General features: G+C 42.3%; 18 protein-coding genes. 16 read left to right on the forward strand and 2 right to left on the reverse strand.

Annotation, left to right across the window (positions count from 1 at the left end):
* Nucleotides 1-52: 52 nt before the first annotated feature.
* Nucleotides 53-1,654: a CTP synthase gene (locus IRB43_RS10750; protein WP_203363478.1), complete on the forward strand. Its 1,602-nt coding sequence runs from the start codon at nucleotides 53-55 to the stop codon at nucleotides 1,652-1,654.
* A 103-nt stretch (nucleotides 1,655-1,757) separates the two neighbouring features.
* Here IRB43_RS10750 and IRB43_RS10755 read toward each other — a convergent pair whose 3' ends face one another.
* The gene (locus IRB43_RS10755) at nucleotides 1,758-2,270 is read right to left on the reverse strand and encodes a DUF2529 family protein (protein ID WP_238941962.1); all 513 of its coding nucleotides are present in this window, start codon (nucleotides 2,268-2,270) and stop codon (nucleotides 1,758-1,760) included.
* Between the two features lie 165 nt (nucleotides 2,271-2,435).
* Between IRB43_RS10755 and IRB43_RS10760 the strand changes: the two genes are divergently transcribed.
* From IRB43_RS10760 to IRB43_RS10800, 9 genes are all read left to right on the forward strand, one after another.
* The gene (locus IRB43_RS10760) at nucleotides 2,436-2,798 is read left to right on the forward strand and encodes a response regulator (RefSeq protein WP_203363480.1); all 363 of its coding nucleotides are present in this window, start codon (nucleotides 2,436-2,438) and stop codon (nucleotides 2,796-2,798) included.
* Nucleotides 2,799-2,967: 169 nt separating this feature from the next.
* Nucleotides 2,968-3,831: a class II fructose-bisphosphate aldolase gene (locus IRB43_RS10765; RefSeq protein ID WP_203363481.1), complete on the forward strand. Its 864-nt coding sequence runs from the start codon at nucleotides 2,968-2,970 to the stop codon at nucleotides 3,829-3,831.
* Nucleotides 3,832-3,997: 166 nt separating this feature from the next.
* On the forward strand, nucleotides 3,998-4,645 hold the full coding sequence (gene fsa, locus IRB43_RS10770; protein WP_203363542.1) for a fructose-6-phosphate aldolase: 648 nt from the start codon (nucleotides 3,998-4,000) through the stop codon (nucleotides 4,643-4,645).
* A 123-nt stretch (nucleotides 4,646-4,768) separates the two neighbouring features.
* Nucleotides 4,769-6,052, forward strand: a complete 1,284-nt coding sequence (locus tag IRB43_RS10775) for a UDP-N-acetylglucosamine 1-carboxyvinyltransferase (RefSeq protein WP_203363482.1) — start codon at nucleotides 4,769-4,771, stop codon at nucleotides 6,050-6,052.
* Nucleotides 6,053-6,152: 100 nt separating this feature from the next.
* Nucleotides 6,153-7,118 carry a class II fructose-bisphosphatase gene (glpX, locus tag IRB43_RS10780; RefSeq protein ID WP_203363483.1) on the forward strand — a complete coding sequence of 322 codons (966 nt, stop codon included), beginning with the start codon at nucleotides 6,153-6,155 and terminating at the stop codon, nucleotides 7,116-7,118.
* A gap of 221 nt (nucleotides 7,119-7,339) precedes the next feature.
* On the forward strand, nucleotides 7,340-8,623 hold the full coding sequence (rho, locus tag IRB43_RS10785) for a transcription termination factor Rho (RefSeq protein ID WP_203363484.1): 1,284 nt from the start codon (nucleotides 7,340-7,342) through the stop codon (nucleotides 8,621-8,623).
* Nucleotides 8,624-8,761: 138 nt separating this feature from the next.
* Nucleotides 8,762-8,965: a 50S ribosomal protein L31 gene (gene rpmE / locus IRB43_RS10790; protein WP_203363485.1), complete on the forward strand. Its 204-nt coding sequence runs from the start codon at nucleotides 8,762-8,764 to the stop codon at nucleotides 8,963-8,965.
* A gap of 87 nt (nucleotides 8,966-9,052) precedes the next feature.
* Complete coding sequence (locus tag IRB43_RS10795; protein ID WP_203363486.1) at nucleotides 9,053-9,652, forward strand: thymidine kinase; 600 nt, start codon at nucleotides 9,053-9,055, stop codon at nucleotides 9,650-9,652.
* A gap of 59 nt (nucleotides 9,653-9,711) precedes the next feature.
* Nucleotides 9,712-10,134, forward strand: a complete 423-nt coding sequence (locus tag IRB43_RS10800; protein WP_203363487.1) for a hypothetical protein — start codon at nucleotides 9,712-9,714, stop codon at nucleotides 10,132-10,134.
* A gap of 97 nt (nucleotides 10,135-10,231) precedes the next feature.
* On the opposite strand, the gene IRB43_RS10805 is transcribed toward IRB43_RS10800, so the two are convergent.
* Nucleotides 10,232-10,402 carry a hypothetical protein gene (locus IRB43_RS10805; RefSeq protein WP_203363488.1) on the reverse strand — a complete coding sequence of 57 codons (171 nt, stop codon included), beginning with the start codon at nucleotides 10,400-10,402 and terminating at the stop codon, nucleotides 10,232-10,234.
* A 133-nt stretch (nucleotides 10,403-10,535) separates the two neighbouring features.
* Here IRB43_RS10805 and prfA point away from each other — a divergent pair, with 133 nt between their 5' ends.
* The 6 genes from prfA to IRB43_RS10835 all read left to right on the forward strand — a co-directional run bounded on the left by prfA (nucleotide 10,536) and on the right by IRB43_RS10835 (nucleotide 15,826).
* On the forward strand, nucleotides 10,536-11,606 hold the full coding sequence (gene prfA, locus IRB43_RS10810) for a peptide chain release factor 1 (RefSeq protein WP_203363489.1): 1,071 nt from the start codon (nucleotides 10,536-10,538) through the stop codon (nucleotides 11,604-11,606).
* Nucleotides 11,607-11,609: 3 nt separating this feature from the next.
* Nucleotides 11,610-12,467 carry a peptide chain release factor N(5)-glutamine methyltransferase gene (prmC, locus tag IRB43_RS10815; protein ID WP_203363490.1) on the forward strand — a complete coding sequence of 286 codons (858 nt, stop codon included), beginning with the start codon at nucleotides 11,610-11,612 and terminating at the stop codon, nucleotides 12,465-12,467.
* A 60-nt stretch (nucleotides 12,468-12,527) separates the two neighbouring features.
* On the forward strand, nucleotides 12,528-13,214 hold the full coding sequence (gene spoIIR / locus IRB43_RS10820) for a stage II sporulation protein R (RefSeq protein WP_203363491.1): 687 nt from the start codon (nucleotides 12,528-12,530) through the stop codon (nucleotides 13,212-13,214).
* Nucleotides 13,215-13,430: 216 nt separating this feature from the next.
* Nucleotides 13,431-14,483 carry an L-threonylcarbamoyladenylate synthase gene (locus tag IRB43_RS10825; protein WP_203363492.1) on the forward strand — a complete coding sequence of 351 codons (1,053 nt, stop codon included), beginning with the start codon at nucleotides 13,431-13,433 and terminating at the stop codon, nucleotides 14,481-14,483.
* Nucleotides 14,484-14,685: 202 nt separating this feature from the next.
* Entirely contained in the window at nucleotides 14,686-15,228 is a 543-nt protein-coding gene (locus IRB43_RS10830) for a manganese efflux pump MntP (RefSeq protein WP_203363493.1), read from the forward strand.
* A 157-nt stretch (nucleotides 15,229-15,385) separates the two neighbouring features.
* Complete coding sequence (locus tag IRB43_RS10835) at nucleotides 15,386-15,826, forward strand: low molecular weight protein arginine phosphatase (RefSeq protein WP_343070856.1); 441 nt, start codon at nucleotides 15,386-15,388, stop codon at nucleotides 15,824-15,826.
* The last annotated feature ends 187 nt before the right edge of the window (nucleotides 15,827-16,013 follow it).

Genomic DNA, 16,013 nt, shown 5'->3' on the forward strand with positions numbered 1-16,013 from the left:
TTTATTCAATACTTTTATTATAGGGAACAATAGATTGAAGGGGGCTTTTCAGTTGACTAAATATATTTTTGTGACAGGTGGGGTAGTTTCTTCCTTAGGAAAAGGAATTACAGCTGCATCTCTTGGCCGTTTGTTGAAAAATCGAGGATTGAAGGTAACGATTCAAAAGTTTGACCCATACATTAATGTGGACCCAGGAACGATGAGTCCTTATCAGCATGGGGAAGTATTCGTCACTGATGATGGTGCAGAAACTGATTTAGACTTAGGTCATTATGAGCGTTTCATCGACATTAACTTATCTAAGTACAGCAATGTGACAACTGGTAAAATTTATTCTACAGTACTTCGTAAAGAGCGCCGAGGCGAATATTTAGGCGGAACAGTTCAAGTGATTCCGCATGTTACAAACGAAATTAAAGAACGAGTTATGCGTGCGGGTAAAGAAACAAATGCCGATGTCGTCATCACTGAAATTGGTGGAACAGTAGGAGATATTGAATCCCTTCCTTTCCTTGAAGCAATCCGTCAAATCAAGAGTGACCTCGGTTCAGACAATGTCATGTATATTCACTGTACATTAATTCCTTACTTAAAAGCGGCTGGTGAAATGAAAACAAAACCAACGCAACATAGCGTAAAAGAGCTTCGCAGTCTTGGTATTCAGCCGAACATTATCGTTGTTCGTACAGAAATGCCGATTTCTCAAGATATGAAAGACAAGCTGGCTCTTTTCTGTGATATCGCGCCAGAAGCAGTGATCGAAGCGATGGATGCGGATACGTTATACGCTGTGCCATTAGCTTTACAAGAGCAAAAAATGGATGACTTAGTTTGCCGTCATTTAAAACTTCAATGCCACGATGCGGAAATGACAGAGTGGACAGCGTTGGTAGAAAAGGTGCGCAACTTGTCACGCAAAACAAGAATCGCGCTTGTTGGTAAATATGTTGAACTTCAAGATGCCTATATCTCTGTTGCGGAAGCATTAAAGCATGCGGGTTACACATTCGATGCCGATATCGAAATCGATTGGGTCAATTCTGCCGAAGTCACAGCAGAAAATGTAGCTGACCGTTTAAAAGAGGCAGATGGTATTTTAGTTCCTGGCGGATTTGGTGACCGCGGAATCGAAGGAAAACTGGCGGCGATTCAATATGCTCGTGAAAATAAAGTTCCATTCTTCGGTATTTGCTTAGGTATGCAATTAGCTTCAATTGAATTTGCACGAAATGTGTTAAACCTTGAAGGCGCACATTCTTCAGAAATCGATCCGACAACGAAGTACCCAATCATCGACCTTTTACCAGAACAAAAGGATGTTGAAGATCTTGGCGGTACATTGCGTCTAGGTCTATACCCATGTAAGCTTCATAAAGGAACAAAAGCGTTTGAGGCGTACAATGATGAAGTGGTGTATGAGCGTCACCGTCATCGTTATGAGTTCAACAATGAATTCCGTGACCAAATGGAGAAAAAAGGATTTGTTTTCTCAGGTACAAGCCCAGATGGTCGTCTAGTGGAAATCATTGAGTTGAACGATCACCCTTGGTTTGTGGCTGCTCAATTCCACCCAGAATTCATTTCTCGACCAACTCGTCCGCAACCATTGTTCCGTGACTTCATTGAAGCATCATTAAAAGGAAAACAATAATGAGACGAAAGCCGTTACAACGTGAGTGTACGTTGTAACGGTTTTTTTGTATTTGGCCGATCTTTGTTTCAAAATAAAAAGCTGCCGTTATCAAGCGGCAACTTTAATCGTTGTCTAATAAAATTTCATCCATCGTTAGTTTTAATAAAAAATAAATATAAAGAGCGGCAATGCTAGATGGAAAGGCAGTTCGCTCCCCTTGTTCATTTGGAAGCAAGCCCTTTAATACCTTCGTATCGATAAAGATGTCTGCTAAAGACTTTAATGATTCTTTCTCTGTAGGCCGAGCGCCGGCAATAGCGACAAACGGGATGTTTTTCTCTTGTAATTGCTTGGCGATCAGTAAAGCTTCATCGTCATCCGCAAAGCGGCTAATAAGAAGAAGGCGGTCGATTGGTGAAGCATCATGAGTCGACAAAAGTGGTTTCGCATGAGGAAGAGGTTCTGCTCCGAGCGCGACTTCCGCTTCTACCGCTTGCATTTCGTTGAAGCCTTTTATAAAAATAGTACCGTCGCCGATTGCGGCCTGTGCAAGCAAACGGGCACCGTCTTCAATTACTTCCGCTTCTTGATCAGCAATTCGCTGGAGTAGTCCATTTAATTGAGTAGAGAACATTTTAAGCACGAAAATTCCTCCTTTTCGCTAACTATTATACATTTGTTTCATTTGAGGAGCAAAGAAGGAGGATATTGTAAATTAATTAGCGCAATAAGCAGGAATTTTTACAGCAGAAAAAGAAATAGAAACGTAAGAAGCGTGTACATAGTAGGGGGAATCGATGTGAGTCAAAAAATATTAATTGTTGATGATCAATTTGGCATTCGAATTTTATTAAATGAAGTATTGCAAAAAGCAGGATATGAAACATTTCAAGCAGCAAATGGCGTTCAAGCATTAGAAATTGCCGAGGAACACCAGCCGGATTTGGTGTTATTAGATATGAAAATTCCCGGGATGGATGGAATTGAGATTTTGAAAAGACTGAAAGAAAAAAACAGCGACATTCGAGTCATCATTATGACGGCTTATGGAGAGCTGGATATGATTCAGGAAGCCAAAAATTTAGGCGCTTTGACTCACTTTGCGAAACCATTTGATATTGATGATATTCGCGAAACGGTGAAGGAGTATATTGCTTACTAAGTTTCCATCGTCATGGCTGGATGAAGTCTGATCCGCCTTTGCTTCATCTCATTTCAGGCGTTAATTAAACGCCTCGCACTTTTGTTTTGAAAGTTATTTTGGTATGATACAGAGTGAGAAATGAATAGGTCAGAATACTGACAACAGATGATCAAGGAGGAAAACATTTATGCCTTTAGTTTCCATGACAGAGATGCTTAACAAAGCAAAAGAAGAAAAATACGCTGTAGGGCAATTTAACTTAAATAATCTTGAATTCACTCAAGCGATTTTACAAGCAGCAGAAGAAGAAAAATCACCTGTAATTCTTGGGGTTTCTGAAGGCGCTGCTCGCTACATGGGTGGTTTTAAATTCGTTGTTGCCATGGTTAAAGCGTTAATGGAAGAGTACAACGTAACTGTACCAGTAGCTATTCATTTAGATCACGGTTCAAGCTTTGAAATGTGTGCAAAAGCAATTCATGCAGGATTTACTTCTGTTATGATTGATGGATCTCATCATCCGTTAGAAGAAAATATTGCATTAACGAAAAAAGTAGTTGAACTTGCGCACATTCATGGTGTATCTGTAGAGGCGGAGCTCGGACGCATCGGCGGTCAAGAGGACGATCTTATTGTAGATGATGCAGAAGCGATGTATGCCATTCCTGCTGAGTGTGATCAATTAGTTCGTGAAACAGGTGTAGACTGCTTTGCACCTGCATTAGGCTCTGTCCATGGACCTTACAAAGGTGAACCAAACCTTGGTTTTGATCGTATGGAAGAAGTGATGAATTTAACAGGGGTACCGTTAGTGCTTCATGGCGGTACAGGCATCCCAACAAAAGATATCCAAAAAGCCATCTCTTTAGGAACAGCAAAGATTAATGTAAACACAGAAAACCAAATTGCTTCAGCGAAAACAGTTCGTGAAGTATTAGCTGAAAAACCAGATCTATACGATCCACGCAAATACTTAGGACCTGCACGCGATACGATTAAAGAAACAGTTAAAGGCAAAATGCGTGAATTTGGTTCTTCAGGTAAAGCGTAAAAAATATATCAAAAGCACTAGCGAAACCGCCTTATTGAGTAAGGCGGTTTCCGTGCATATTTTTTTAATAAACGTATTTTCTAAAAAAATACTCAGATTCCAGTAATTCTGGCATGACGCAATGAATGCACACACAATATTGGTTGATAAAAAGGAGAGTTGAATGATGAAGTTATTTATTGATACAGCAAATATGGAAGAAATTAAGGAAGCCCATTCTTGGGGCATTTTATCAGGAGTAACAACGAACCCTTCTTTAGTGGCAAAGGAAGATGTTCCATTCCATGAACGTCTTCGTGAAATTACAGATTTAGTCAGTGATTCAGTCAGCGCTGAAGTTATTGCTCTTGATGCCGAGGGAATGATCGAAGAAGGCCGTGAACTAGCAAAAATCGCTCCAAATATTACAGTAAAAGTACCGATGACGCCAGACGGATTAAAGGCGGTAGCTACTTTTGCGAAAGAAGGCATTAAAACGAATGTGACTTTGATCTTCAGTGCCAACCAAGCTCTATTAGCTGCGCGTGCAGGCGCTACATATGTATCTCCATTTTTAGGACGCTTAGATGATATCGGTACAGACGGATTACACTTAATTGAAGAAATTGCGGAGATTTTTACGATTCATGGAATTGAAACTGAAATTATCGCCGCATCTATTCGCCATCCTCAACATGTCACACAAGCAGCTCTTCGCGGGGCGCATATTTCGACTATTCCATTTAAAGTATTGCAGCAAATGTTTAAACATCCATTAACAGATAAAGGAATCGATGCGTTTCTTGCTGATTGGGAACAACGAAAAGCAAAATAATTTATGTTTATTACATGATTTACCTCCTTTGGGATAAACTATTATTTATCAAAATGTCTGTAAAACATCTAGGTATTATTCCTTTTCGATGCTTAGTCAGTGCGTGAAAGAAGGGAGTCAAACATGGAAAAGCTGAAAATTGTTGGAGGACGTCCGTTGAAGGGAACCATTAAAGTTGATGGAGCGAAGAATAGTGCGGTTGCTCTTGTTCCTGCCACCATTTTGGCGGAGTCTCCAGTCACCATTGAAGGGCTGCCGGATATATCTGATATTCATATGCTAAAGGGGCTATTGGAAGAAATCGGTGGAGAAGTCACCTTTAAAGATGGCGAAATGCAAGTAGATCCTACGAATATGATTGCGATGCCTCTTCCGAATGGCCGCGTTAAAAAGCTTAGAGCTTCCTACTATTTGATGGGCGCCATGCTTGGGCGGTTTAAGAAGGCAGTCATTGGTCTTCCGGGCGGCTGCCATTTAGGTCCTCGTCCTATTGATCAGCACATTAAAGGGTTTGAAGCGCTTGGAGCAGAAGTAACGAATGAACAAGGGGCTATTTACTTGCGAGCGGAAGAGCTTCGCGGCGCAAGAATTTATTTAGATGTGGTCAGTGTAGGGGCTACCATTAATATTATGCTTGCTGCTGTGAAAGCGAAAGGGCGCACCATCATTGAAAATGCGGCAAAAGAGCCGGAAATTATTGATGTGGCTACATTGTTAAACAATATGGGCGCAAAGATTAAAGGAGCCGGCACAGATGTGATCCGAATCGATGGTGTGGAACAGTTGAACGGTTGCCGTCATACGATTATTCCCGACCGAATCGAAGCCGGTACCTTTATGATTCTTGCCGCGGCTGCTGGTGAAGGAATTGTCATCGACAATGTCATTCCTCTGCATTTAGAGTCTTTAATAGCAAAGCTGCGAGAGATGAACATTCCAATTGAGACGGCCGATGACAAAATTTTTGTTGGAAAAGCAGATCAATTAAAAGCAGTCGACATTAAAACGCTTGTTTATCCAGGTTTTCCTACTGATCTTCAACAGCCTTTTACCGCTCTCTTAACAAAAGCCGAGGGATCGGCTATTGTAACGGATACGATTTATTCTGCCCGGTTTAAACATGTGGATGAATTGCGCCGGATGAATGCCAATATGAAAGTGGAAGGGCGGTCCGCTGTGATCAACGGTTCCGTACAGCTGCAAGGCGCTAAAGTAAAGGCGAGTGATTTGCGTGCTGGAGCGGCTCTTGTGATTGCTGGATTGATGGCAGAAGGTGTGACAGAAGTAACCGGGCTTGAGCATATTGATAGAGGATATAGCAGGCTCGTTGAAAAGCTGAGCGACATCGGCGCAGAACTTTGGCGAGAGAAGCTATCTGAAGAAGAATTAGAGCAAATAAAAAGCTGAACAATTGTTATCTGCAATTTCTTCTGTATGTGTTACAATATATATGTTAATGTGATATACGGATTAAAATTTGCAATAGTAGTACAGGAGGAAAACCAAAATGGAAAGAAGTTTATCAATGGAGCTTGTCCGTGTAACGGAGGCCGCAGCTTTAGCTTCCGCTCGCTGGATGGGACGAGGAAAGAAAAATGAGGCGGATGACGCGGCAACTTCTGCTATGCGTGACGTGTTCGATACGATCCCGATGAAAGGAACAGTTGTTATCGGTGAAGGTGAGATGGACGAGGCTCCAATGCTGTACATCGGCGAGAAACTTGGTACTGGCTACGGTCCAAGAGTGGATGTAGCTGTAGATCCCCTGGAAGGTACAAATATTGTGGCATCTGGCGGTTGGAATGCACTAGCTGTACTGGCTGTAGCTGACCATGGCAACCTCCTACATGCCCCAGATATGTATATGGACAAAATCGCAGTTGGTCCAGAAGCGGTTGGTCAAATTGATATTAATGCGTCTGTGCTTGATAATTTAAAAGCTGTCGCAAAAGCAAAAAATAAAGATATTGAGGATGTTGTAGCTACGGTATTAAACCGTCCGCGTCATGCCGAGATCATTGCGCAATTGCGCGAAGCAGGCGCCCGCATTAAATTAATTAATGACGGTGACGTGGCAGGTGCGATTAACACAGCATTTGATAAAACTGGTGTAGACATCCTATTTGGTTCTGGCGGAGCTCCAGAAGGTGTTATTGCGGCTGTAGCTTTGAAATGTCTTGGAGGAGAAATTCAAGGACGTTTACTTCCGCAAGATGAAGCTGAAATTAGACGCTGCGAAGGAATGGGACTTGATGTGAACAAAGTGCTTCGCATGGAAGATCTTGTTCGCGGTGACGATGCCATCTTTGCTGCGACAGGAGTAACGGATGGTGAGCTAATGCGCGGCGTTCAATTCAAAGGCTCTTATGGAGAAACACATTCGATCGTTATGAGAGCAAAATCTGGTACGGTTCGTTTTATCGATGGTCGCCATAGCTTAAGCAAGAAGCCAAATTTAGTCATTAAACCTTAATAGCAATCCGACAGTAGAAGCAGGAGACTCACCTGTTTCTGCTGTTTCATTTTTTGTAACCCACGATCATTACTGCGAGCAACCGCGTGTGCAACTTTTTCCTTCCTTTACAACCTATTTATTTATTGCTTCAGTCATCCCTAACAGTTAAAATAGGTATGTTTTATAAAGAACGGCTCTCTATTGTATATGGGAGAATTAAACTAAAGTGTGGTGCCAAAATGGAAGAATTAACAATATCCTATTTAGAAAATTTAAAGCTGAAAGAGCTTTATGAACTCGCGCGTACATATAAAATTTCTTACTATAGTAAATTAACAAAAAAAGAATTGATTTTCGCTATTTTAAAAGCGCGCGCGGAAGAACAAGGCTTTTTCTTCATGGAAGGCGTTTTAGAGATCATTCAATCAGAAGGCTTCGGTTTCTTGAGGCCGATCAATTACTCACCTAGCTCCGAAGATATCTATATCTCTGCTTCTCAAATTCGCCGCTTTGATTTAAGAAATGGCGATAAAGTATCTGGAAAGGTACGACCTCCTAAAGAAAATGAGCGCTATTATGGTCTTCTGCATGTAGAAGCGGTTAATGGCGATGATCCGGAAACAGCGAAAGAGCGTGTTCATTTCCCTGCACTGACTCCTTTATACCCGGACCGTCAAATCTTACTCGAAACGAACCCTAAAAATCTTTCTACTCGAATTATGGATTTAATTTCGCCTGTTGGCTTCGGTCAGCGCGGATTAATCGTTGCTCCGCCAAAAGCTGGGAAAACGATGCTGTTAAAAGAAATTGCCAACTCCATTACGACCAACCATCCGGAAGCTGAGCTGATTGTCTTATTAATTGATGAGCGCCCGGAAGAGGTAACGGACATTGAGCGTTCTGTTCAAGCAGAAGTAGTGAGCTCCACATTTGATGAAGTGCCGGAAAATCATATTAAAGTGGCCGAGCTTGTATTAGAACGTGCGATGCGCTTAGTGGAGCATAAGCGTGATGTCATCATATTGATGGATAGTATTACAAGATTGGCTCGCGCCTATAACTTGGTCATTCCTCCAAGTGGACGAACATTATCTGGAGGGATCGATCCAGCTGCTTTCCACCGTCCGAAACGCTTTTTCGGTGCGGCCCGTAATATTGAAGAAGGCGGAAGCTTAACGATTTTAGCCACAGCCCTTGTTGATACAGGTTCCCGTATGGACGATGTTATTTATGAAGAATTTAAAGGGACGGGAAATATGGAGCTTCATCTCGATCGTTCTCTTGCTGAACGCCGTATCTTCCCAGCTATTGATATTAAACGTTCCGGTACGCGTAAAGAAGAATTGCTGATCCAAAAAGAACAGCTGGAAATGATTTGGTCGATTCGCAAAACGATGTCGGATTCACCGGATCTTGCGGAAAAATTCCTTCGCCGATTGCGCCAAACGAGATCGAATGCTGATTTCATCGAGCAGCTGGTTGCGGAAATTAAAACCAATGGACCATCGAAACGAATTTTATAATTCCTAATTGATTTTTATTTATAGGCTTGTTATAATGTTGAGGTGTGTTTAGTAATTAAGTTCGGTGTTTTTCTTTGCCGGACTTCGTATATACTTACTCTGTTTCGAAATGATTCAGGGCGGAAGGAGATGACAAGAATGAAAGCAGGAATTCATCCAAATTACAAAAAAGTAATGGTAAAATGCGCATGCGGAAACGAGTTTGAAACTGGTTCTGTAAACGAGGAAATCAAAGTTGAGGTTTGCTCTGAGTGCCATCCATTCTATACTGGTCGCCAAAAATTCGCTGATGCTGGCGGACGTGTTGACCGTTTCAACAAAAAATACGGCATCAAGAACTAATGAAGTCAAAAAGACAGGCAAGGAGTTAACAATTAACTGCTTGCCTTTTTTTTGTACGTTGAACGATGAAAGTGGGGTTTTTCTTTCATGTATGTAATGAAACAAACTGGGTGGTTAGAAGTCATTTGTGGAAGTATGTTCTCCGGAAAGTCGGAGGAGCTGATTCGTCGTGTCCGTCGTGCTCAATTTGCTAAACAAAAGATTATGGTATTTAAACCGGCCATTGATAACCGTTATAGCGAGGAATCGGTGGTGTCTCACAATGGTTCATCTGTGATGGCCAAACCGATTCAAAACAGTGCAGCCATTTTAGCCGAAGTGACGTCTGATATAGATATAGTAGCAATAGATGAAGCGCAGTTTTTTGATGATGAAATTACGAAGGTAGCCCAAACGTTAGCGAATCAAGGACATCGAGTAGTCTTAGCAGGTTTGGATCAAGATTTTCGCGGGGAGCCATTTGGTCCTATGCCTGCTTTAATGGCAGCAGCGGAGCTAGTTACGAAATTGCAAGCGGTTTGTGCTGTTTGCGGGTCACCAGCTAGCCGCACGCAGCGCTTAATTAATGGACAACCTGCTAAATATGACGATCCAGTCATTTTAGTCGGTGCATCGGAGAGTTATGAACCGCGCTGCCGCCATCATCATGAAGTGCCTAAAGCTGTTCATCACCTAGAGAAAAAATAATTCGAAGTCGGATAAACCTCCTTTAAACAGGTCAACCTAAGCGTAAAGGAGGTTTTTTTATGCGCTTTTTTCTGATGGCTATATTGTTAGCATTTGCTTTAGGTGCGTGTGGAGATAAACAAGCTTCACAAGAAAGCTGGAATGAAAACAAGAATGGAAAAGAGTTTGCCCCTGACAAATTGACGAAAACGCGAGCAGATGAAGCGAAGCAAGATGATCCAGTCAACACGAATCAAAATCCGAACTTTTTAGATTTATCACCAAACCAGCCAACTCGAGGCACAGACATTGACCACGCTCGCGATGTCATTAAGCGCTTTACCCCATACGAACCAGGATCAGTATGGATTAACGGCAATAAGATGAGAGTCACTGTGCATCAAAAACAAGGTCGCCGCTACACAGATGACGAAGCAAAAGAAGCCTACAAAAGCCTAGTGGCTGCCCTGCCAAGATACAAAATCGACATGGTGATCAAATAAATCCCCGCCTTTTTCAGCTCGGCTGAAAAAGGTTTTTTCGATGTTCGAGCGCCTTCCGCATTTCGTGTTGTCTAGCTCCGCCTCCTAGACACTCGAGTCAAATAACCTGTCGCTTGCAAGACTGTCGTCTTTCCAGCGCCAGAACATTTGCTTGTCGTGTCTGAACAGTCGGCTCCGCATTTCGTGTTGTCCAGCTGCAGGCGCCAGCGACTAGTGTACTTCCGCCATCCTCCTTACGATAAGTCAACATCGATTCACTGTCGTTCATCGTGCTTCCTTTATCTCATACGGCTGGCTGCAGTCCATACGTCGCTAAACGGCGCCTTCCGCATTTCGTGTTGTCCTGTTTTTTTTGATATTATATAATAGTAACATTATGGACGAATAGTTGAGGTGACGTTATGTTTGATCGGTTGCAGGCGGTTGAGGACCGTTATGATAAGTTAAATGAGCTTTTGAGTGATCCGGAGATTGTGAATGATCCGAAGAAGCTTAGAGATTATTCGAAGGAACAATCAGATATCCAAGAAACGGTTGAAGTGTATCGTGAGTATAAGGAAGCGAAGTCGCAATATCAAGATGCGAAGGCGATGCTCGAAGAGAAATTGGATGCGGACATGCGCGAAATGGTCAAAGAAGAGATGCATGAGTTAGAGGCTCGTTTAGAAGTATATGAAGAGCAATTGAAAATTTTGTTGATCCCGAAAGACCCGAATGATGACAAAAACGTTATTATGGAGATTCGCGGAGCCGCAGGTGGAGATGAAGCGGCTTTATTTGCTGGCGACCTTTATCGGATGTATAGCCGTTATGCAGAGGCGCAAGGTTGGAAAACGGAAGTCATTGAAGCGAGCCCGACTGGATTAGGCGGCTATAAAGAGATTATTTTTATGATTAACGGAAAAGGCGCTTTTTCAAAAATGAAGTTTGAAAATGGAGCGCATCGTGTGCAACGCGTACCAGAAACAGAATCTGGCGGGCGTATTCATACATCAACAGCAACGGTTGCTTGTTTGCCGGAAGCAGAAGATGTGGAAGTAGAGATTCATGAAAAAGATATTCGAGTAGATACGTTTGCATCGAGCGGACCAGGAGGGCAAAGTGTTAATACAACAATGTCTGCTGTTCGCTTAACCCATATTCCAACAGGTACGGTTGTTTCATGTCAGGATGAGAAATCACAAATCAAAAATAAAGAGAAGGCGATGAAAGTCCTTCGTGCCCGCGTATATGATAAGTTTCAACAGGAAGCTCAAGCCGAGTATGACGCGCAACGTAAATCGGCTGTCGGTTCCGGTGATCGCTCTGAACGTATTCGCACGTATAATTTCCCGCAAAACCGTGTGACAGATCACCGAATCGGCTTAACGATTCAAAAGCTGGATCAAATTTTAGAAGGCAAGCTAGACGAAGTGCTTAATGCATTAATTATGGAAGAGCAATCGTCCAAGCTTGAAAACTTAGAGGATTAAGCCTTGACAAAAAAAGTATATGAAGCCCTCAATTGGGCTTCTTCTTTTTTAACGGAGCATAAGCGGGATGCAAACGCGGGTGAGATTCTGTTGCAGCATGTGTTAAAGATGAGCCGTTCAGAGCTTTTGGCGAACTTGCATGCTCACTTAACAGCACAGCAAGAGGAGCAATGGATTGAAAAAGTGAAAAAGCATGCGCAAGGAGTGCCGATTCAGCATATGATCGGAACGGAGGAGTTTTACGGTAGAGTCTTTCAAGTGAACCCTCATGTGCTGATCCCTCGCCCAGAAACGGAAGAGCTGATCTGGTATGCATTGAAAAGAATCAAACAATATTTTCCGGAGAACGAACCGTTAACGATGGCGGATATCGGGACAGGCAGCGGGATTATTGCGATTACGATGAAATTAGAACAGCCGGATTTGACGGTGTATGCGGTAGATGTATCAGAAACAGCGCTTGAAACAGCGAAAACCAACGGAAAAATGTTACAAGCAGATGTAAATTGGCTGCATGGAGATTTATTAAATCCGCTTATAGAAGCCGGCATTCAATTAGACCTGTTGTTGTCTAACCCGCCATATATTCCTCTGTCGGATAAAACGGAGTTATCCACAGTCGTGGTGGATCATGAACCGCATCTTGCTTTGTTTGGTGGAGAAGATGGGCTTGATTTGTATCGTCGTTTTTGTGAACAGCTTCCGTATGTATTGAAAGAAAAAGCCATCGTTGGCTTTGAAGTAGGAGCTGGACAAGGAGTCGCGGTGCAACAGCTATTGCAACAAACATTTCCGAAAGCATCTGTTCAAGTCGAAAATGATATTAACGGCAAAGATCGCATGGTATTTTTGCAAATGTGATAGATACATTGTTTAAGTTTTTCCTAACCTGGACAGAATGGTAGGCAGGAGGGGAAAACGATGAACAAATTAGTAGCTGGACTTTATTTATTCACATTATCCATTGCCACGATTATTAGTTTATATATACCAGAGCAAGCCGCTCAAGCCGATGAACCAGTGATTATTCCAAAAGAGGCGATTCGGTTGCGGATTTTAGCAAACAGCGATCAAGCAAAAGATCAGCAATTAAAACGAAGAATTAGAGATGACGTCAATCAAGAGATTACGAAATGGGTGGCACATATTGATTCATTGCCGAAAGCCCGTCAATTATTAAAAGAAAAGTTGCCTGAAATACAGGAAATTGCATTAAAAAGAGCAAGAAAAGAAGGGTCAACCGAAGCGATTAAGGTAGAATTTGGCCAGGCGAAGTTTCCGACGAAATTATACGGCAATTTCTTATACCCAGCTGGTGAATATGAAGCCATCATTATTACGATTGGGGAAGGGCAGGGAGCCAATTGGTGGTGCGTCCTTTATCCGCCGCTTTGCTTTGTCGACTTTTCTAATGGAATGGCTGTTAGTCCTGGTGTAGAGGAACCAATCGAAGCGGAAAAAGAGAAGAAGCCTTCTGTAAAGAAAGAGGCGGAAGAGGAACCCGAAATGAAACAAGAAGAAAAAGAAGCTCCCGTATACGCTGAGGGAGAAGAAGAAACACCAAAAATAAAATTTATGCTTGTCGAAATGTTTAAAGATAAAAAGTAACGGGAAAAAAATCGACGAATTTCCCCAAAAAGTTATTCACATGTTGATAGAAAGAAGAGTAATTTTATCATTTTTCAGAAAACTATCCACATTTGTCCACAGAGTTATGCACATTATCTAAAAAACTATCCACAGTTTGTGTATAACTCTGGTGGGTTTGTGAATAGAGTGTGAGAAATATAGCGGAAAATGCAGAAATGAAAAAGGTGAGCAAAAATGAAAACAGTTTATTGGGATGTGGATAAAAATGTGGATGACGATCATATTTATCCACAAGTAAAAGAAGCGGCTGAGTTATTAATAAATAATGAAGTTGTAGCTTTTCCGACAGAAACGGTCTATGGTTTAGGAGCGAATGCTTGCTCAAATGAAGCCACAGCTAAAATTTTTGCAGCAAAGGGCCGGCCAAGTGACAATCCGCTTATTGTTCACATCGCTGATCAGCAGCAATTGCAACAGCTGGTGGAACAAATACCAAGCCAAGCTGACAAGTTAATGACGGCGTTTTGGCCTGGGCCATTGACGCTTATTTTTAAGAAAAAACAAGGAGTGCTTGCGGACAATGTTACGGCTGGATTAGAAACAGTGGCCATTCGCATGCCGGATCATCCGCTTGCTCTGCAGCTGATTCGCGCGTCACAGTTGCCATTAGCGGCTCCGAGTGCCAATCGTTCGGGCAAACCAAGTCCGACTTCAGCGAAGCATGTATTAGATGATTTGGATGGCCAAGTAGCGGGAATTCTTGACGGCGGTGAAACGGGTGTGGGGGTTGAGTCCACAGTGGTAGATTGCACGACAGAAATTCCTGTGATTTTGCGACCGGGCGGCATTACGAAGGAGGAGCTTGAAGCTGTTGTTGGCGAAGTCCTTCTTGATCCCGCATTAAAAAATGTGAACGAACGCCCGAAATCTCCGGGAATGAAATATAAGCACTATGCGCCGAATGCACCGATGATTTTACTAGATGGCAGCCGTGAATGGATTCAGCAGCAAATCAATGACGAGCGGGCCCAAGGCAAAAAAGTCGGTTTGTTAACAACGGAAGAAGACGCATCGTTCTACGAGGCAGATACGATTTTGCCATGCGGCAGCCGCCTCGATTTAACGACAGTCGCCCACTCGCTGTATGATGTTCTTCGTGCTTTTAATGACATGAAGGTAGAGGTGATTTTTTCCGAAGTCTTTCCGTATGAAGGCGTGGGGCTTGCGGTGATGAATCGATTAGAAAAAGCCGCTTCCCACCAGTGGCGCAAACAGAAAGAAAGCTAACTCTGATACGAAGGGGTCTGGCATCTGAACCTATATTTCTGCAAGTGAGTGAACTATAGCTGTTCAGTGTCAGGCCTCTTTTTGCTCGATAAAAATACTTCAACATAGTTAGTTGAAAAAGCAGCAAATAGCATAGTTCTCTTTCTCTTTTGCATATGTTTGAGAAAAGGCACGTCCAAAAGAGAAGGAAGTGAATGAGAGAATGGGTGAAGTTTTGACATTGACAATGATGGCGTTAGCTTTAGGAATGGATGCTTTTTCAGCTAGTTTAAGTCTCGGGATGGCCTCGATTCGATTGAAGTGGATCTTTTACATAGGGATCGCCGTTGGAGCCCTGCATGTTGGATTTCCGCTTATTGGAATGGCAGCAGGAAGAATACTCTCTCATACGTTCGGAGAAATTGCTCATACGGTGGGCGGAATTTTATTAATGATCGCGGGTATTCAAATGATATTATCTGTACTAAAAAAGGAAGAGGAGGAACGATCGATTCCATCCGGATGGAGTTTACTGTTGTTTGCTATCGTTGTTAGTCTCGATAGTTTTTCAGTTGGGTTAACTCTTGGGATTTATGGCGCACGAGCGATTGTTGTATTATCTCTTTTCGGTGGGATTGCTGCTGCATTAACTTGGAGCGGGCTGTTAATCGGCAAAAAAACGAAAGGATTGCTTGGCCCCTATAGCGAAGCATTTGGCGGATGCATCTTATTAATATTCGGAATGAAATTATTATTTCCGATCTAAAGATAGAAATGGTGATTTTTCACTCGTTGAATGGAATGAAAAAATGTATAAAACGAACGTTTGTGTTTATTAAAAAGAAGCTTAGATCTTTTTTCCCTCTTTGGACAAAATCTTATATAATAGGAGAAAAGGTAGTGAAGAAGAGAGGGATATAAAGGTGAAGGTTCTATTTATATGCACAGGAAACACGTGTAGAAGTCCAATGGCTGAAGCGCTGTTAAAGCATAAGCGTCCTCAATGGGAAGTAAAATCAGCAGGGATCTTTGCTGCAGATGGGAGTGTGGCATCCGAGCATACAAGACATGTATTGGCAGAACAAAATATTCCGATCAATCATATTTCCCAATCAATATCAAAAGAATTAGTTCATTGGGCGGACATTATTTTGACGATGACCGTTTCTCATGAACAGATGCTTCTCTCTTATTTTCCGGAATTAACGGCGAAAACTCATGTGTTGAAGCGCTATGTCACTGGAAGTTCGGGGGATGTTCAAGATCCGTTTGGCGGTTCGCTTGAACAGTATCGCTCCACCTATAAAGAGTTAGATCAATTGATTGATCAGTTCATTGAACATCTGCCCAGCGAGCTAGAATAGTGTCTATTCAGGAAGGAGCAACTATGGAAAAGCATAATCAGGCATCATTTGGCATAAGAAAGAAACTAGTGTTAATCGTTACAGCTTTAGCCATTATTACTTATACCACAAGCGGTTTTTTTATTTATTACTTATACCCGATGTTTTTTTCTGGCATGAACGAAGTGCTGTTTACAGTCGTTACTTT

Source organism: Bacillus sp. REN10, from assembly GCF_016820555.1.
Taxonomy (GTDB): domain Bacteria; phylum Bacillota; class Bacilli; order Bacillales; family Domibacillaceae; genus Bacillus_CE.